Source organism: Amycolatopsis solani, assembly GCF_033441515.1.
Taxonomy (GTDB): domain Bacteria; phylum Actinomycetota; class Actinomycetes; order Mycobacteriales; family Pseudonocardiaceae; genus Amycolatopsis; species Amycolatopsis solani.
In genome coordinates this window covers 1,453,819-1,470,993 of sequence record NZ_JAWQJT010000001.1, presented here as the reverse complement: position 1 = coordinate 1,470,993, position 17,175 = coordinate 1,453,819, and the positions used below count along the sequence as shown (strand labels likewise).

Sequence of the window (17,175 nt, the reverse complement as noted above, 5' to 3'; positions counted from 1 at the left end):
GCCCGTTCGGATCATTTCCCTGCTCCCAGGTCGACAAATCGGCTAATCGCGGGATTCGGTCAGAGCCTCGAGGCACGCGAAGAAAGTGGCGCGGTCGGCTTTCCCGAGCGGTTCGACCAGGTGCGCGCGCACGGCCCGGGCGTGCACCGGCCGCGCCCGGGCGGCTTCCGCCCGGCCGGCGTCGGTGACGACGACTTCGACCCCGCCGTCGACCGGCCGCCGCGTGACGAGCCCGCGCTGCTCCATGCGGGTCAGGTGGTGCGACAACCGGCTGCGGTGCCAGCCCATGGAGTCCGCGAGCTGGTTCTGCCGCAGCCGTCCGCGCCCGTCCTCGGTGACGCGGGTGAGCACACCGAAGTCCGGATCGGACAGTCCGGTCTCGGCGGCGATGTCCTCGGCCACCCGGGCTCGCACCGTTTCGGCGGCCCGCTTCCACGCGTGCCACAACGCCATCTCGTCCTTGCTGAGCCGGTCCACCGCGCCACCTTACGTGGGTGTTGTCATGACAACAACCGGCGCGTACGGTGTTGTCATGACAACAGCATTGGTGACCGGCGCGAACAAGGGCATCGGCAAAGCGATCGCGGCCGGGCTGGCCGGCCGGGGAATGACCGTCTACGTGGGAGCCCGCGACGAAGCGGCCGGCCGAGCCGCCGCCGCGGAGATCGGCGCGCGGTTCGTGCGCCTCGACGTCCGGTCGGACGAGGACGTCGCCGCCGCGGTGGCGGAGATCGGGGAGCTGGACGTGCTCGTGAACAACGCCGGGATCAACACCGGCGGGTACGGGAAGCCGTCCGAAGAACCGGCGGCCGCCCTGCGAGAGGTCTACGAGACCAACGTGTTCGCCGTGGTCCGGGTGACCAACGCGTTCCTGCCGCTGCTGCGGCGCTCTCCCGCGGGCCGGATCGTGAACGTGACCAGCAAGCGCGGCTCGATCGGCGAAGCGGGCGCGTGGGTGGGGCAGCCGTCCATGCCCTACTCGTCTTCGAAAACCGCGCTCAACGCGATCACCGTCCACTACGCACGCGAACTCACGGGCACGGCCATCAAGGTCAACGGCGCGGCACCCGGCCACGTCGCCACGGACTTCAACGGCTTCCGCGGCACGCGCACCCCGGAAGAGGGCGCCGAAGTGGCCATCCGGCTGGCCACTGTGGACGAAAACGGGCCAACCGGCGCCGTCTACGAAGACGAGCGCCGGTTGGCCTGGTGAAACTCACACCCGGGTGACGGTCAGCGAGTCACCGGCTTCCAGCTCCGGGATGTCGACCCGGACCGTGTCGCCGTCGCGGACCTCGCCCGACAGGAGCGCCTTCGCCAGCTTGTCGCCGATCGCCGACTGGACCAGCCGCCGCAGGGGGCGGGCGCCGTAGATCGGGTCGAAGCCGTTGAGGGCGAGCCACTCGCGGGCGCCGTCGGTGACGTCCAGGTTCAGCCGGCGCTGCGCCAGCCGCGTGGCCAGTCGTGCGATCTGGATGTCCACAATGGACGTCAGCTGCTCGGTGCCGAGTGAGTGGAACACGACGATGTCGTCGAGCCGGTTGAGGAACTCCGGCTTGAACTGCCGCTGCACCACCGAAAGCACCGCGTCACGCCGCTGCCGCTCGTCGAGCGACGGGTCGGCGATCGCCTGCGAGCCGAGGTTCGACGTCAGGATCAGGATGGTGTTCCGGAAGTCCACCGTCCGGCCCTGCCCGTCGGTCAGCCGCCCGTCGTCGAGGACCTGCAGCAGCACGTCGAAGACGTCCGGGTGGGCCTTCTCGACCTCGTCGAGCAGCACCACCGAGTACGGCCGGCGCCGCACGGCCTCGGTCAGCTGCCCGCCCTGGTCGTACCCGACGTAGCCCGGCGGGGCACCGACCAGGCGCGCCACCGAGTGCTTCTCGGCGTACTCGCTCATGTCGATGCGCTGCATCGCGCGCTCGTCGTCGAACAGGAACTCCGCCAGCGCCTTGGCCAGCTCGGTCTTGCCGACGCCGGTCGGGCCGAGGAACAGGAACGAACCGGTCGGGCGGTCGGGGTCGGCGACGCCGGCCCGGCTGCGGCGCACCGCGTCCGAGACGACCTGCACCGCTTCCTTCTGCCCGATGACACGCCGGCCCAGCTCGTCCTCCATCCGGAGGAGCTTGCCGGTCTCGCCCTCCAGCAGCCGTCCCGCCGGGATGCCGGTCCACGCGCTGACCACGTCCGCGACGTCGTCCGCGCCGACCTCTTCCTTCAGCATGACGTTCTGCTTGCTGGCCTCGTTCGCCGCGGTGGCCGCTTCGAACTCCTTCTCCAGCGCCGGGATCCGGCCGTAGCGCAGCTCGGCGGCCTTGCCCAGATCACCGTCGCGCTCGGCGCGCTCGGACTCGCCGCGCAGCTGCTCGAGCTGCTCCTTGAGCTCGCGCACCTTCTCGATGGAGCCCTTCTCGTTCTGCCAGCGCGCGGTCAACGCGGTCAGCGCCTCACGCTTCTCGGCCAGTTCGGCACGCAACGCGGCCAGCCGGTCGCGAGAAGCGGCGTCGCTCTCCTTGGCGAGCGCCATCTCCTCGATCTCCAGGCGCCGCACCGCCCGCTCGACCTCGTCGATCTCCACCGGCCGCGAGTCGATCTCCATGCGCAGCTTGGACGCGGCCTCGTCGACCAGGTCGATGGCCTTGTCCGGCAGGAAGCGCGCGGTGATGTAGCGGTCGGACAACGTCGACGCGGCGACCAGCGCGGCGTCCGTGATCCGGACACCGTGGTGCACCTCGTAGCGCTCCTTGAGCCCGCGCAGGATCGCGATGGTGTCCTCCGGCGACGGCTCGCCGACGAGCACCTGTTGGAAGCGCCGCTCCAGGGCGGCGTCCTTCTCGATGTGCTGGCGGTACTCGTCGAGGGTGGTCGCGCCGACCATCCGCAGCTCGCCGCGGGCGAGCATCGGCTTGATCATGTTGCCCGCGTCCATCGCGCCCTCGCCGGTCGCGCCGGCGCCGACGATCGTGTGCAGCTCGTCGATGAACGTGACGACCTCGCCCGCGGAGTCGGTGATCTCCTTGAGCACGGCCTTCAGCCGCTCCTCGAACTCGCCGCGGAACTTCGCGCCGGCCACCATCGACCCGAGGTCGAGTGCGACGACGCGCTTGCCGCGCAGCGACTCCGGCACGTCCCCGGCGACGATGCGCTGGGCCAGCCCTTCGACGATGGCCGTCTTGCCGACGCCCGGCTCGCCGATCAGGACCGGGTTGTTCTTCGTGCGCCGCGACAGCACCTGCACGACGCGGCGGATCTCGGTGTCGCGCCCGATGACCGGGTCGAGCTCGCCGTTGCGGGCCCGCGCGGTCAGGTCGACGCCGTACTTCTCGAGGGCCTTGAACGTGCTCTCCGGGTCCTCGCTGGTGATCCGGGCGGAGCCGCGGACCTTGACGAACGCCTCGCGCAGCGCGTCCGGCGTCGCGCCGTGGCGCTTGAGCAGGTCGGCCACCTGGCCGCCCTCGGTCGCGAGCCCGACGAGCAGGTGCTCGGTCGAGACGTACTCGTCGCCCAGCTCGGTGGCGAGCTTCTGGGCGCGCGTCAGCGACTTGACGGCGTTGGTGTCGAACTGCGGGCTCGACACGGTCGCGCCGGTCGCCGACGGCAGCGCCGCGATCAGCGGCTCCAGCTCCTTGTGCACCACCTCCGGGTCGGCCCCGACCGCGGTCAGCAGCGGCGCGGTGAGCCCCTCACCCTGCGCCAGCAGGGCGCCCAGCAGGTGCGGCGCCGACACGTGCGGGTTGCCCGCCATCGTGGCCGCCTGCGCCGCCGACGAGATCGCCTGCTGGGTCTTCGTGGTCGGGTTGAAAGCGTCCATCCCTCACCTCATGCTCGATAACTCAAAAGTCCAGGTGACCGGCCTGACCATGACCCGTCACCATCCTTAACGCACGAAAACTTGAGTCTGTTCCGCTCAACTCTGACCGGGTGCGACAGCGCTGGCCGGCAGCCGCGAGCCCAACGTCCCGAGCCCGGCCACGGCGAGCCCGGCACACGTCCCGACCACCACCCAGGGTAACCAGTCGGCGACCGAAAACAACGCGACCACGGCCGGCGTGATCACCTGCGCCACGGTGAACGCGTACTGGTACGCAGCGAGATAACGTCCACGGGCGAGCGGAGGTGCCGCGGCCTCGGCCAGCGCGCCCGACCTCGGCCCGAAGACCAGGTCACCGGCCGCGAACACCAGCGTCGACGCCAGCAGGTAGGCCACCTGCCAGCGGGCGGGCACCAGCAGCACGCCGAGGCTGACCAGGCACCACGCGGCGAACAACGCCGACCCCGCCCGCATCGCGGCGATCCGCGTCAGCCGCGCGGTGAGGCGCAGCGCGACCGTGCCGCCGACGCTGGTCAGCACGGTCAGCAGGGCGAGGATCGCGCCGGGCAGCCACGCCGGGAGGTGCAGCCGGTCGAGCACGAAGACCGGCAGGCCGATCAGGAAGAAGTCGAGCGAGAGCCCGAAGAGCCCGCTGAAGAGGATCAACGCGAGGTACGGCCGGTTCCGGAGCACCCGGACCGGCCGCTCGGCGTGCCCGCTCGCCGGGCGCACGAGCCGGAGGAAGAAGGCGAGGATCACCGCGGCCGCGAGGAACGTGACGACGTCGAAGACGAGCGCGACGCGGTACCCGGACGTGCCGACCCACGTCAGCAGCGCGCCCGCCGTGAGCGCGCCCAGGCCGAAGCAGCCGGCCCGCACCATCCCCACCTCGGCGAACGGCCGATCCTTCGGGACGTCGCCCGCGACGTCGGCGATGAGGGCGAACAGGGAGCTGTAGAACAACTGCTGCCCGGTCGCGAGCAGCACCGCCGCGAACACCACCGGACCCGGGCCGTCGGCGACGAGGTACGCGCCCGCGCCGGCCGCCTGCAGCAACTGGGCCCCGATCACCACCGTGCGTGGCCCGACGCGGTCGACGAGCCGGCCGGCGAGCGGCGGCACGACGAGGCCGCCGACGGTGCCGAGGGTGACGGCCGTGCCCGCCACGGCGAGCGGTACGCCGATCACCTGGGTTACGTACACCAGCGCCAACGGGAGGAACAGACCCGAGCCGAAGTTGTCGATCCCCAGCGCGCACAGCAGTGCGACCCGGCTATGCCTCACCTACCGAAGTAAACCCTGCTGAGCACCGGGAAGTCAGGCCCGAACGGACAAAGTACGGCGGGCGGAAGCCCACTGCGGGTGGCTCCTCGGCGGCACCGCGTCACTTGGTCGGGTCGGCCGCGCAGGCGGCGCTGCCGAGGGCCCGGCGGAGGTCTTCGTTCATCCCCGCGAGCCGCTCGGTGAGGTCGGTGACGCGCTCGTCGTCCCAGCCGCCGAGCGCCTTCTCCATGAATTCGAGGTAGTTGGTACGCCAGCGGGCGAGCTCGGCCCGGCCCTTTTCCGACACGCTCACCAGCGACGCCCGGCCGTCTTCGGGGGCGGGGCGGCGGTCGATCAGCCCGGCGGCGGAGAGCTGGGCGATCTGCCTGCTCACCACGGACAGGTCGACGAACCGGCGTTTCGCCAGCTCGGACGGCCGGGCCTCGCCGTTCTTGGACAGGTCCGAGAGCAGCATCGCGGCCGCCGGGTGCAGCCCCGGTTCGCTCTGCCAAGCTTGCATGATCCAGGCGTGCTGGAGCTGGGAAGCGGTCTTCAGCTCACGCATGAGCTCGACCCGGACGTCGTCGTCGGTGTCGTCGGAGCCCATCGGAACCTCCCTTAGTTGTGCAATACAAGTTTATTGCCGGACGCTTGCTCTGGGCAACCATCCGGCCGGTGAGGTCGCCCACGCCGGAGCCGGGCGAATTACACCCGGTCGGAGCAACAATGCGGGCAAAAGGCCGCCTGGCGGATACCCTGCGGACGGGCCGCGCGCGCGGCGCGTTCGGGTGACGTTGAGTGACGAGGTGACAGCAGTGGCGATGGACCCAGGAGGCGGTCCCCGACCCGTGAACACCCCCGCATGACCGCCGACTCCGTCAGCCCGCTCCCGCGGTCCTCGGCCCCGCGCGAAGCTCCCGCGGCCGTCGCCGCGATGGTCAAGCTCATCCGGGACAGCTGGGCCAAGTCCGAGCCGTACATCGCGGACATCTCGCAGTTCTTCTACGGGATGCTGTTCACCCTCGCCCCGACCACGCGCGACTTCTTCCCGATCAACATGGAGATCCAGCGCGGCAGGCTGGTGCGCGCGCTGGTGCACATCGTGCAGATGGTGGACCGGCCCGACGACCTGGCGCCGTTCCTGCGCCAGCTGGGCCGCGACCACCGCAAGTTCGGCGTGGTGCCGCGGCACTACGAAGCGGTCGGGACGGCGCTGCTGGCGTCGCTCAAGAACCACCTCGGCCGGGAGTGGACGCCCGAGGTGGAACGGGCGTGGGCCGAGGCCTTCACCATCGCCGCGCGGGCCATGCAGGACGCCGCCGCGGCCGACCAGAACCCGCCGTCGTGGCAGGCCACCGTGGTCGAGCACCGGCGGCTGACCTGGGACCTCGCGCTCGTCCGGCTGCTGCCCGACCAGCAGGTGCCCTACCACCCCGGCCAGTACATGAGCGTCGAAGTGCCGCAGCGGCCACGGCTGTGGCGCTACCTCTCGCCGGCGAACGCGCCGCGCGAGGACGGCGGCATCGAGTTCCACGTCCGCGCGGTCGACGGCGGCTGGGTCTCCCGCGCCATCGTCAGCCACACCCAGCCCGGCGACGTCTGGCGGCTCGGCCCGCCGCTCGGCCGGCTGACGGTCGACCGCGAAGCGTCACGGGGCGTGCTGATGATCGCCGGCGGGACGGGCATCGCGCCGCTGCGCGCGATCCTCGACCACCTCGCGATGTGGGGCGAGAACCCGAAGACGCACCTCTTCTACGGGGGGCCGTCCCGCGAGGACCTCTACGACCTCGAGGAACTGCGCGCGCTCGCGGCCACGAACCCGTGGCTGACCATCTCGCCGGTGGTGGAGCGCGGCGGCGACGTCCCCGGGTACGAGCAGGGCACGCTGGCCGAGGCCGTCACGCGCTACGGCGCCTGGCCCGGCTACGACATCCTCGTGTCCGGCTCGCCGGCGATGATCCGCGCGACGGTGTCACGCATGCTCGTGGCGGGCAGCGCGCTGGACCAGATCCAATACGATCCCTTCACGATCGACTGATTCCCGTAACACCGGAAAGGCAATACTCCTGTCCGGTGAACATTTTACTTTGAGCTGATCATTTTTACTTACCGCCAGATCGGGTTGACCCGGTGTGGCCAAATTGGTCCGTTCGAGCGGGACCGCACGGAATCACGCGCATCTGCACGGGAATGCGCCTAGAGTCGGGAACCCTCGGGGGCGGCACCGCGACAGCGACGCCGCATGGACGGCGCTTTTACCTGTGCACGAGTGGAGATTACCGTTCCCGATGAATGCTGAATCCGTGAAGATCTCCACGCTGCCCGAGACAGTTCCCGTTTCGGCCGTGGAAGGTCGCGAACTCGCTCGATTGATTCGTGAAAGTTTTGCCGCCGTCGAGCCGAAGGCCGACGAACTGGCGCAGTACTTCTACGGCGCGTTGTTCGTGATCGCCCCCGATTGCCGCGATCTGTTCCCGGTGACCATGACGACCCAGCGGAGCAGGCTGCTGCGCGCGCTCGTGTACGTCGTGCAGATGGTCGACCGGCCCGACGAGCTGGTCACCTTCCTCGGCCAGCTGGGCCGCGACCACCGCAAGTTCGCCGTCGTCTCCCGCCACTACGACGCCGTCGGGCTCGCGCTGATCTCGGCGCTCAAGCGGTTCCTCAAGGACAAGTGGACGCACGAGGTCGAGTCGGCGTGGACCTCGGCGTACGGGCTCATCGCCAAGACCATGCGCGAGGCGGCGCAGGCGGAAACCGGACCGGCGGCGTGGTCGGCGACCGTGCTGGAACACCGGAAGCTCGCCCGCGACGTCGCGCTGGTCAAGGTGCGCACCGAAGGGCTCCTGCCGTACCGCGCCGGCGGGTACGTCAGCGTGGAAGTGCCGCAGCGGCCCCGGTTCTGGCGGTACCTGTCGCCGTCGAACGCGCCCCGCGGCGACGGCCAGCTCACGTTCCACGTGCGCGCGGTGCCCGGCGGCTGGGTCAGCGGCAGCATCGTCAACCACACGCGGCCGGGCGACGTCTGGCGCCTCGGGCCGTCGATGGGCGCGCTCAACGTGCGGCCGACCACGACCAAGCGGCGGCTGCTGCTGATCGGCGGCGGCACCGGGATCACGCCGCTGATGGCGATCCTCGACGACCTCTCGCACTGGAAGCGGAACCCGCCGGTGCACCTGTTCTTCGGCGGCCGAAGACCGGAGGACCTGTACGCACTGGACGACCTGCGCCGGACGGCGGCGACGTCCAAGTGGCTGACGGTCACCCCGGTCACCGAAGAAGGCGCGGTCGCGGGCGGCGACCGCGGCACGCTCGCGCACGCCGTGACCCAGCGGGGCTCGTGGAAGAACCACGACGTCCTCGTGTCCGGTTCGCCGTCGATGATCCAATCCACCATCGCGAAGCTGCTCGCGAAGGGGATCGACCTGGAGCGAATATCGTACGACCCGTTCACCTTGGATTGAGCGCGCTATCGTCGCCGATATGGAGACGAAGATTCCGGTTTCGGACGGCACCATCGGCGGCTACCTGGCGGAACCCGCCGGCGCGGGACCACACCCCGGCGTGGTGCTCATCCACGACGCTTTCGGGCTGAGCCAGGACACGAAGAACATCACCGACCGCTTCGCCGCCGAGGGATTCCTGGCGCTCAGCCCGGACATGTACGCCCGCGGGGGCATGCGCCGCTGCGTGCGCCGGGTGTTTTCGGACATGTTCGCCACCCAGGGACGCAGCTTCGACGACATCGAGGCGTCCCGCGCACTCCTCGCCGCCCGCCCGGACTGCACGGGCCGGATCGGCATCGCCGGCTTCTGCATGGGCGGCGGCTTCGCCCTCGTCGCGGCGGCCCGCGGGTTCGAGGCGTCGGCGCCGTACTACGGACAGCTCCCGAAGAACCTGTCGGTGCTCGACGACGCCTGCCCGATCGTCGCCAGCTTCGGCAAGAAGGACTTCGGCCTGCGGGGCGCGGCGGCGAAGCTCGAGACGGCGCTGACCGAGCGCGAGATCCCCCACGACGTCAAGGAGTACCCGGGCGCGAGCCACGGGTTCGCCAACCAGGTCGACGTCGCCGCGCCGCTGAACCTGCTGCTCAAGGTCGTCGGGTTCACCTACCACCACGAAGCGTCGGAAGACGCGTGGCGCCGGGTGACGTCTTTCTTCGGCGAACACCTGCAGCAATCGGCCCGACCTTCGCACTGAGCCGACCGGAGCAGCGAAGTCGTCGATCGGCGGTAGTTCGTTGACCGTTGTGCCCGAATCGACTTATGGTCTAGACCACATCTTCCCCGGATGTGCTCGTTCGCCCTCCCTCCGGAACAGAGCTGTTCCCCCTCGAGGAGCCGAAAATGACCTGGAAACGCAAGCTCTTCGCGGCCGCCGCCGGTGCTCTGCTCGCACCGGTGCTGGTCGTGGTCCTCCCCGCCGCCACCGCGAGCGCGCACGGTTACGTGTCCGACCCACCCAGCCGCCAGGCCAACTGCGCGGCGGGGAAGGTCTCGAACTGCGGCAACATCGTCTACGAACCCCAGAGCGTCGAAGGCCCGAAGGGGCTGCGCAGCTGCAACGGCGGGCTGCCCCAGTTCGCCCAGCTGAACGACGAGTCGAAGGCGTGGCCCGCGAAGTCCGTCGGCAGCACGGTGACGTTCAACTGGGTGTTCACCGCCCGCCACTCGACGACGAACTACGAGTACTACGTCGGCAACACGCGGGTCGCGGTCTTCAACGGCAACAACCAGCAGCCGCCGTCGACGCTGTCGCACACGGTGAACCTGGCCGGGTATTCGGGCCGGATCAAGGTGCTGGCGATCTGGAACATCGCGGACACGTCCAACGCGTTCTACAGCTGCGTCGACCTGCAGGTCGGCGGCGGTGGCACCACCCCGCCGCCCACCACGACCCCGCCCCCGACCACGACCCCGCCGCCCACCACGACCCCGCCCCCGACGACGACCCCGCCGTCGACCGGCACGTGGTCGGCGGGCACGGCGTACAAGGCGGGTGACGTCGTGACGTACAACGGCGCGAGCTACCGCTGCCTCCAGCCGCACACGGCGATCGCGGGCTGGGAGCCGCCGAACACCCCGGCCCTCTGGCAGCGCCAGTGAGACTGGTCCTGGCCGTCGTCGCGCTGCTGCTGACCGGATGCGGCACCAGCGCGACGCCGGCCGCCCCGTCCCACAACGCGGCCGACGTGATGTTCCTGCAGATGCTGATCCCCCAGAACGAGCAGGGGATCGAGATCGTCCGCCTGGCCGCGAACCGCGCGGTACCGGCGTCCCTGAAGGAACTCGCGGCGGCGATCGAGGTGACGCAGCGGACCGAGGTCGACCAGATGAAGGGCTGGCTCCGCGCCTGGAACGAGCCCGAGACGATGGCCGGTGACCCGCACGCCCACGCCGGCCACGGCGGCATGAAGATGACGGCCCCGGACCTGGTGGGCGCGCTGAAGTCGGCCCCGGACCCGGAGTTCACCCGCAAGTTCCTGGACGTGCTGACGGGCCAGCAGCAAGGCGCGGTCGAGCTCGCCCAGACGGAGAACGGACCCAGCGGCGGGGTGAACCCCGAGGCCCGCGACCTCGCCCGCCGCGTGATCGAGTCGCGGACGGCCGAGGTGAAGCAACTGCTGAACTTCAAAACCTGACCCGCGGCGCGGAACCGCGGGCAGCCGGGAGGGGCTGCCCGCGGTTGCCCGGCCCGCCGCAGCAGCAGCCCGCCCGCGCTCGGAAGCGTGGGGCCGGCCGCTACCGCAGCCCGCCCCGCGCGCACGCAAAGCGCGCCGCCCGCCCGCGCTCACGAGCGTGGGGCCACCGCCGCAGCCAGCCCGCGCTCGCAAGCGAGGGGCCGGCCGCCACCGCAACCCCGCCCCGTGCTCAAGTAAAGGCCGCCGCCCGCCGGCGCGCGCGCGTGGGGCCGCCGCAGCCCCGGCCGTCACCACCCCGCGCCCGCGCGTTAATCGCTTGGCCACCCCCGCCGTCGCCGGTTAGCCTCGCGATCATGCATTCCTGTCCCGTCTTCATGAGGTTGCGGATCCGCCGCTGACGGCGGTGCACCCCCCTTTCTGCCCGCCGTTCCGGTCCTTGCCGGGCGGCCGCTTCCGTGCTGCCCGGCTCCCTCCAGAGCCGCGGAGCCCCCTTTGTCTTCCCCTCTTTTTCCTTCGCCTGCCCACCTGCGCGCGGAAAGCGCCGGCGTCACCCTGGGTTCACGCCGGGTTCTGCACGACGTGAGCGTCACCGTTTCCGCCCGGTCGCGGCTGGCGATCGTCGGCGAAAACGGGCGTGGCAAGACCACGCTGCTGCACGTCCTCGCCAGTCTTCGCACGCCCGATCATGGTGTCGTCCACCGGAGCGGCACCGTCGGTGTCGCCCGGCAGGCGCTGCCGTTCCGGTCCGGTGAAACCGTCGGCACGCTGACCACCGAGGCGTTGCGGGACGTCCACACCGCCCTGCGCGCCCTCGACACGGCGACCGAAGACCTCGTGCGGTCGGCCGAAGGCGCTGAAGATCGCTACGCCGTCGCGCTGGACGCGGCCACGCGCCTCGACGCGTGGGACGCCGAGCGCCGCGTCGACGTCGCGCTCGAAGCTCTCGGCGCCTGTGCCGACCGCGGCCGTGAGCTCAGCACGCTCTCGGTGGGGCAGCGCTACCGCGTCCGGCTCGCCTGCCTGCTCGGCGCGCGGTACGACTTCTTGCTGCTCGACGAGCCCGGCAACCACCTCGACGCCGCCGGGCTGGCGTTCCTCACCGCGCGCCTGCGCGCGCACGACGGCGGGGTCGCGCTCGTCAGCCACGACCGGGCACTGCTGGCCGACGTCGCGACCGAGTTCCTCGACCTCGACCCCAGCCAGGACGGCCGCCCGCGCCGGTACGCCGGTGGCTACGACGCCTGGCAGGACGGGCGCCGCCGCGATCGTGAGCGGTGGGTGCGGGACCACGAGGAACAACAGGACACCCACCGGCAGCTCACCGCCGCGGTCGCGCAGGCCCGCGACCGGCTCAGCACCGGCTGGCGCCCGGACAAGGGCACCGGACGGCACCAGCGGCAGACCCGCGCGCCCGGCGTCGTCCAGGCGCTCAACCGGGACCGGGCCGCGCTGGAAGCCCACCGCGTCACCGTGCCCGAACCGCCGTTGTCGTTGCGGTGGCCGGATCTCGGCGGCACCACCCGCGAGGCCCTGGTCCGGGTGGAAGACGTCGCCGTCGACGGCCGCCTCGACGGCCCGGTCGCGCTGACGCTCGACCACGGCGACCGGCTGCTCGTCACCGGCGGGAACGGCGCCGGCAAGTCGACACTGCTGTCGGCCATCGCCGGTGAGCTGACGCCGACCCGCGGCTCGGTGCGGCACCTGCCCGGCGCGCGCGTGGCGTTGATCGGCCAGGAAGTCCCGGCCTGGCCGGAAGATCTCACCGCCCGACGGCTCTACGAACGGGCCGGCGTCCCGTTTTCGGCGATGGGTCTGCTGGACGCCGAAGCGCTGCGCACCCCGGTCGGGCGGATGTCCCAGGGACAGCAACGCCGGCTGGACCTCGCGTTGCGGCTGGCCGGACGGCCGGACGTGCTCGTCTTCGACGAGCCGACCAACCACCTGTCGGCGGTGCTCGTCGAGGAGCTGACCGAGGCCTTGCTGGGCACCCCGGCCGCGGTGGTCGTCGCGACGCACGACCGCCGGCTGCTGGCCGACCTCGCGGCCTGGCCACGGCTGGAGCTCTGACGCGAGAAGGCCTCCCCGGTCACCCCGGGGAGGCCTTCTCGGTTCACGTGTTCAGCGGCGCTTGGGCCGCCAGACGACCATCGCCGTCTGCTGGTTGAGCGGCACGAGGTCCCGGCGGTACGACGCGTGCGCCGCCGCCGCGGCCTGTTCGCCCGCGACGTACGCCGCGGCCAGTTCTTCGGTCAGCTCGGTGATCCGGGCCCGCAGCGCGTCGACCTGGTTCTCCAGCTCGATGATGCGCTTGATGCCGGCCAGGTTGACGCCGTCCTCCTGCGACAGGCGCTGGACCTCGCGCAGCAGCGCGATGTCCCGCATCGAGTAGCGCCGCCCGCCACCGGAGGTGCGGCCCGGCGACACCAGGCCCTGCCGGTCGTAGGTGCGCAACGTCTGCGCGTGCATCCCGGCGAGCTGGGCCGCCACCGAGATGACGAACACCGGGGTCTCTTCGTCGCCTTCCTGGGGGATCCCGCCGAACATCCCACTCACCTGCCTTCGAGCAGCTCAGTGATCTCGGGCCGGGGGTCGTGCCCGGCCATCGACTCGGCGTACGCCTGCAGTGCTTCGCGCGCCTTGTCGTCCAGTTTGGCGGGAATCGCCGCTTGGAGGGTGACGAGCAGATCACCTTGCGAACCGTCTCGCTTGGCGATGCCCTTGCCGCGCACGCGCAGCACCCGTCCGCTCGCCGTGCCCGGCGGCACCTTGAGCGAGACCTTGCCCTCGAGCGTCGGCACCGTGATCGTGGTGCCGAGGGCCAACTCGGTGAAGTCCACCGGCACGGTGATCGTCAGGTCCAGCCCCTTGCGCCCGAACAGCGCGTGCGGAGCCACGTGCACCCGGACGTACAGGTCGCCCGCCTGCGCGCCGCCCCGGCCCGGCTCGCCCTGACCGGCCAGCCTGATCCGCTGGTCGTCGTCGACGCCCGGCGGGATCCGGACGGTCAGCGTGCGGGTCCGCGTGCTGACGCCTTCGCCGCCGCACTCGGGGCACGGGTCGTCGATGATCGTCCCGCGGCCGCGGCAGTCGCGGCACGGCTCCGAGAACGCGAAGGCACCCTGGCTGCGACTGACCAGCCCCGACCCGGAACAGGTCGGGCAGGTCCGCGGCGACGTGCCCGGCTTCGCGCCGTTGCCGCCGCACGTCGAACAGGTCGCCGGGCTCGACAGCCGCAGCGGCAGGGTCGCGCCCTTGACCGCCTCGGTGAAGTCGATCCGGACGTCCGTCTCGACGTCGGCACCGCGCTGCGGCCGGTTCGCCGTCGCACCCGCCGAAGCGCGCCCACGGCCGAACAGCCCGCCGAGGATGTCGCCGAGCCCGCCGAAACCACCCTGCTGGTTGGCGCCGGCCTGGCCGAAGATGTCGCCGACGTCGAAGCTGCCGGTGCCGCCGCCACCGGGGAAGTTGAACCCGCCCCCGCCGCCGAACAGCCGCCGCGCTTCGTCGTACTCCTTGCGCTTGCTCGCGTCGGAGAGCACGCCGTACGCCTCGGAGACCGCCTTGAACTTCTGCTCCGCCTCGGCGTTGCCGGCGTTCGCGTCCGGGTGGTTCTCCTTGGCCAGCTTCCGGTAGGCCTTCTTGATCTCGTCCGAGGTGGCGTCGGAAGAGACGCCCAACTCACGGTAGAAGTCCTTACCGATCCATTCCCGTGCGCTCATCGGGCGTCTCCTCCTCTCACTTGACCCGGATACGGCTTACTGCTGGTGTTCATCGACTCCGCCGTCGAGTGGCAGCTCGCCACCGACGGGCGGGTCCACCGGGGCCGCGCCGGGCTCGTGGTCGGTCACGCCGACCAGCGCCGCCCGCAGTACGCGGTCCCCGAAGCGGTAACCGCGGCGCATGACCACGGTGACCGTCGGGCCCGCCACGTCCGGCGAGGTGTTGTGCTGCACGGCCTCGTGCACGCTCGGGTCGAAGGGCTCGCCCTCGGAACCGAACGACTCCAGGCCCGCGCGCTGCAGTCCGCTGATCAGCTTGTCGCCGACCGACTTGAACGCGCCGGTGAGGTCGCCGTGCTGCTCGGCCCGCTCGAGGTCGTCGAGCAGCGGCAGCAGGTCGTTCACCACGGTCGCCTTCGCGCCGAGGACGACCGCCTCCCGATCCCGCTCGACCCGCTTGCGGTAGTTGGCGTACTCCGCCTGCAGGCGCTGGAGATCGGCGGTGCGCTCGGCCAGCTCCTTCTCCACGTCGGAGACCACCGACACCGAGTCGTCCACAATGGACTCGCCAAGCGAGGGGCCCGCGTGTTCCACGGGCGCCTCGTCCGGCTCCGGCGCGGCGTGAGCCGGACCGGGCGGGCGGACCTGCCCGGTCTGGGGGTCCACCCGACGCCGATCCCGCACGACCACCGGCTCCTCGGGGCCTCGGCCCTGGTTCTCGGATTCGTCGTAGCTATGGGTCACTTCTTCTCGTCCTCTTCGACGATCTCGGCGTCCACCACGTCATCGGCCTTGGCCTGGCCACCGGCCGCACCGGCGTCGCCGGCCGCACCCGAAGCGCCGGCCGCACCGGCCGCCGCGTCGGCGTTCGCGTTGGCGTACAGGGCCGTGCCCAGCTCCTGCGAAGCGGTGTTCAGCTTCTCGATCGCCTCGCGGATCTTCGTCGAGTCCGTGCCCTTCAGGGCTTCGTTGGCCTCGTCGATCGCGGACTTGACCTTGCCCTTGAGGTCGTCGGGCAGCTTGTCGTCGTTGTCCTTGAGGAACTTCTCGGTCTGGTAGACCAGCGTCTCGGCCTGGTTGCGGGTCTCGGCCTCTTCGCGACGGGTCTTGTCTTCCTCGGCGTGCGCCTCGGCGTCCTTGACCATCCGCTCGATGTCGTCCTTCGGCAGCGCGGAGCCACCGGTGATCGTCATCGACTGCTCCTTGTTCGTGCCGAGGTCCTTGGCCAGGACGTGCACGATGCCGTTCGCGTCGATGTCGAAGGTGACCTCGATCTGCGGCACGCCGCGCGGGGCCGGCGGGAGACCGGTCAGCTCGAACATGCCGAGCTTCTTGTTGTGCGCCGCGATCTCGCGCTCACCCTGGAACACCTGGATCTGCACCGACGGCTGGTTGTCATCCGCGGTGGAGAAGATCTCCGAGCGCTTGGTCGGGATCGTGGTGTTGCGCTCGATGAGCTTGGTGAACACGCCACCCTTGGTCTCGATGCCCAGCGACAGCGGGGTCACGTCCAGCAGCAGGACGTCCTTGACCTCGCCCTTCAGGACACCGGCCTGCAGCGCCGCGCCGACCGCGACGACCTCGTCCGGGTTCACGCCCTTGTTCGGCTCGCGGCCGCCGGTCAGCTCCTTGACCAGTTCGGACACGGCCGGCATGCGGGTGGAACCACCGACGAGCACGACGTGGTCGATGTCGCCGACGGCGATGCCCGCGTCCCGGATCACGTTGTTGAACGGGTTGCGGGTGCGCTCGAGCAGGTCCGAGGTGATCTTCTGGAACTCGGCGCGCGACAGCGTCTCGTCGAGGAACAGCGGGTTCTTGTCCGAGTCCACCGTGATGTACGGCAGGTTGATGCTGGCCGAGTTCGAGCTGGACAGCTCGATCTTCGCCTTCTCCGACGCCTCGCGGATGCGCTGCAGCGCCATCTTGTCCTTGGTCAGGTCGATGCCGTTCGTGGCCTTGAACTTGTCGACCAGCCACTTGACGATGCGCTCGTCCCAGTCGTCACCACCGAGGTGGTTGTCACCGGAGGTCGCGCGGACCTCGACGACGCCCTCGCCGATCTCCAGCAGCGAGACGTCGAACGTGCCGCCACCGAGGTCGAAGACCAGGATGGTCTGTTCCTTCTCGCCCTTGTCCAGGCCGTACGCCAGCGCGGCGGCGGTCGGCTCGTTGACGATGCGGAGCACGTTCAGGCCGGCGATCTGCCCGGCCTCCTTGGTGGCCTGCCGCTGCGCGTCCTCGAAGTACGCCGGGACGGTGATCACCGCGTCGGTGATGGTCTCGCCCAGGTACGCCTCGGCGTCGCGCTTGAGCTTCATCAGCACGCGGGCGCTGATCTCCTGCGACGTGTAGTTCTTGCCGTCGATCTCGGTCTTCCAGTCGGTGCCGATGTGCCGCTTCACGGACCGGATCGTCCGGTCGACGTTCGTCACGGCCTGGTTCTTCGCCGGCTGACCGGTCAGCACTTCGCCGTTCTTGGCGAAGGCGACGATCGAGGGGGTGGTCCGGGAACCTTCAGAGTTGGCGATGACCGTCGGCTCGCCGCCCTCAAGGACGGCGACGACCGAGTTGGTCGTGCCGAGGTCGATGCCGACCGCTCGCGCCATGGTGCTTTCCTCCTGAGTAAGTCTGCTATGTATGTGACCTGCACGTTCGTCCCCGCCTTGAGCGGGTCCCTGGCAACTTTAGTCTGGTCTCCGCGTGCCTCGTCAAGCCGGACTTGAGTCGACTGCGCTCAA

At 70.6% G+C, this 17,175-nt stretch carries 15 protein-coding genes; 7 read left to right on the top strand and 8 right to left on the bottom strand.

Annotated features, from left to right (window positions below):
* Positions 1 to 42 precede the first annotated feature (42 nt).
* Entirely contained in the window at positions 43 to 477 is a 435-nt protein-coding gene (locus tag SD460_RS07420; RefSeq protein WP_290059114.1) for a MarR family winged helix-turn-helix transcriptional regulator, read from the bottom strand.
* A 55-nt stretch (positions 478 to 532) separates the two neighbouring features.
* Here SD460_RS07420 and SD460_RS07415 point away from each other — a divergent pair, with 55 nt between their 5' ends.
* On the top strand, positions 533 to 1,213 hold the full coding sequence (locus SD460_RS07415) for an SDR family NAD(P)-dependent oxidoreductase (RefSeq protein WP_290059115.1): 681 nt from the start codon (positions 533 to 535) through the stop codon (positions 1,211 to 1,213).
* A 3-nt stretch (positions 1,214 to 1,216) separates the two neighbouring features.
* Here the strand turns inward: SD460_RS07415 and clpB are convergent, their stop codons facing one another.
* From clpB to SD460_RS07400, 3 genes are all read right to left on the bottom strand, one after another.
* A complete protein-coding gene (gene clpB / locus SD460_RS07410) occupies positions 1,217 to 3,811 on the bottom strand; it encodes an ATP-dependent chaperone ClpB (RefSeq protein WP_290059116.1) in 2,595 nt (864 codons plus the stop codon).
* 96 nt (positions 3,812 to 3,907) lie between these two features.
* Entirely contained in the window at positions 3,908 to 5,095 is a 1,188-nt protein-coding gene (locus tag SD460_RS07405) for an MFS transporter (protein ID WP_318306012.1), read from the bottom strand.
* Positions 5,096 to 5,195: 100 nt separating this feature from the next.
* Positions 5,196 to 5,681, bottom strand: a complete 486-nt coding sequence (locus tag SD460_RS07400) for a MarR family winged helix-turn-helix transcriptional regulator (protein WP_290059118.1) — start codon at positions 5,679 to 5,681, stop codon at positions 5,196 to 5,198.
* Positions 5,682 to 5,936: 255 nt separating this feature from the next.
* Here SD460_RS07400 and SD460_RS07395 point away from each other — a divergent pair, with 255 nt between their 5' ends.
* The 6 genes from SD460_RS07395 (at position 5,937) to SD460_RS07370 (ending at position 12,782) form a co-directional block, all read left to right on the top strand.
* Positions 5,937 to 7,112, top strand: coding sequence for a globin domain-containing protein (locus SD460_RS07395; protein ID WP_290059120.1), 1,176 nt, complete (start codon positions 5,937 to 5,939; stop codon positions 7,110 to 7,112).
* 250 nt (positions 7,113 to 7,362) lie between these two features.
* Positions 7,363 to 8,538, top strand: a complete 1,176-nt coding sequence (locus SD460_RS07390) for a globin domain-containing protein (RefSeq protein WP_438860664.1) — start codon at positions 7,363 to 7,365, stop codon at positions 8,536 to 8,538.
* A 19-nt stretch (positions 8,539 to 8,557) separates the two neighbouring features.
* Positions 8,558 to 9,274, top strand: a complete 717-nt coding sequence (locus tag SD460_RS07385) for a dienelactone hydrolase family protein (RefSeq protein ID WP_290059124.1) — start codon at positions 8,558 to 8,560, stop codon at positions 9,272 to 9,274.
* 146 nt (positions 9,275 to 9,420) lie between these two features.
* Positions 9,421 to 10,179 (top strand): lytic polysaccharide monooxygenase, encoded by a 759-nt coding sequence (locus SD460_RS07380; RefSeq protein ID WP_290059126.1) that lies wholly within the window; start codon positions 9,421 to 9,423, stop codon positions 10,177 to 10,179.
* Positions 10,176 to 10,715 (top strand): DUF305 domain-containing protein, encoded by a 540-nt coding sequence (locus SD460_RS07375; protein ID WP_290059127.1) that lies wholly within the window; start codon positions 10,176 to 10,178, stop codon positions 10,713 to 10,715. The genes SD460_RS07380 and SD460_RS07375 overlap by 4 nt, the downstream gene beginning before the upstream one ends.
* A 492-nt stretch (positions 10,716 to 11,207) precedes the next feature.
* The gene (locus tag SD460_RS07370) at positions 11,208 to 12,782 is read left to right on the top strand and encodes an ATP-binding cassette domain-containing protein (RefSeq protein WP_290050718.1); all 1,575 of its coding nucleotides are present in this window, start codon (positions 11,208 to 11,210) and stop codon (positions 12,780 to 12,782) included.
* A 51-nt stretch (positions 12,783 to 12,833) separates the two neighbouring features.
* Here SD460_RS07370 and SD460_RS07365 read toward each other — a convergent pair whose 3' ends face one another.
* From SD460_RS07365 to dnaK, 4 genes are read right to left on the bottom strand one after another with little or no spacing between them, the layout of a single operon-like run.
* Positions 12,834 to 13,259: a heat shock protein transcriptional repressor HspR gene (locus SD460_RS07365; RefSeq protein ID WP_125308982.1), complete on the bottom strand. Its 426-nt coding sequence runs from the start codon at positions 13,257 to 13,259 to the stop codon at positions 12,834 to 12,836.
* 5 nt (positions 13,260 to 13,264) lie between these two features.
* Entirely contained in the window at positions 13,265 to 14,434 is a 1,170-nt protein-coding gene (gene dnaJ / locus SD460_RS07360) for a molecular chaperone DnaJ (protein WP_290050721.1), read from the bottom strand.
* Between the two features lie 36 nt (positions 14,435 to 14,470).
* On the bottom strand, positions 14,471 to 15,178 hold the full coding sequence (gene grpE, locus SD460_RS07355) for a nucleotide exchange factor GrpE (protein WP_318306010.1): 708 nt from the start codon (positions 15,176 to 15,178) through the stop codon (positions 14,471 to 14,473).
* Positions 15,175 to 17,043 (bottom strand): molecular chaperone DnaK, encoded by a 1,869-nt coding sequence (dnaK, locus tag SD460_RS07350; protein ID WP_290050724.1) that lies wholly within the window; start codon positions 17,041 to 17,043, stop codon positions 15,175 to 15,177. The genes grpE and dnaK overlap by 4 nt, the downstream gene beginning before the upstream one ends.
* Between the last annotated feature and the right edge of the window lie 132 nt (positions 17,044 to 17,175).

What these genes read in the sequence shown, in the direction of transcription:
- SD460_RS07400 (WP_290059118.1), bottom strand. Translation starts at nt 5,681, where the DNA reads ATGGGCTCCGACGACACCGACGACGACGTCCGGGTCGAGCTCATGCGT.
- clpB (WP_290059116.1), bottom strand. Translation starts at nt 3,811, where the DNA reads ATGGACGCTTTCAACCCGACCACGAAGACCCAGCAGGCGATCTCGTCG.
- SD460_RS07395 (WP_290059120.1), top strand. Translation starts at nt 5,937, where the DNA reads ATGACCGCCGACTCCGTCAGCCCGCTCCCGCGGTCCTCGGCCCCGCGC.
- dnaJ (WP_290050721.1), bottom strand. Translation starts at nt 14,434, where the DNA reads ATGAGCGCACGGGAATGGATCGGTAAGGACTTCTACCGTGAGTTGGGC.
- SD460_RS07415 (WP_290059115.1), top strand. Translation starts at nt 533, where the DNA reads ATGACAACAGCATTGGTGACCGGCGCGAACAAGGGCATCGGCAAAGCG.
- SD460_RS07365 (WP_125308982.1), bottom strand. Translation starts at nt 13,259, where the DNA reads ATGTTCGGCGGGATCCCCCAGGAAGGCGACGAAGAGACCCCGGTGTTC.
- SD460_RS07380 (WP_290059126.1), top strand. Translation starts at nt 9,421, where the DNA reads ATGACCTGGAAACGCAAGCTCTTCGCGGCCGCCGCCGGTGCTCTGCTC.
- SD460_RS07385 (WP_290059124.1), top strand. Translation starts at nt 8,558, where the DNA reads ATGGAGACGAAGATTCCGGTTTCGGACGGCACCATCGGCGGCTACCTG.
- SD460_RS07390 (WP_438860664.1), top strand. Translation starts at nt 7,363, where the DNA reads ATGAATGCTGAATCCGTGAAGATCTCCACGCTGCCCGAGACAGTTCCC.
- dnaK (WP_290050724.1), bottom strand. Translation starts at nt 17,043, where the DNA reads ATGGCGCGAGCGGTCGGCATCGACCTCGGCACGACCAACTCGGTCGTC.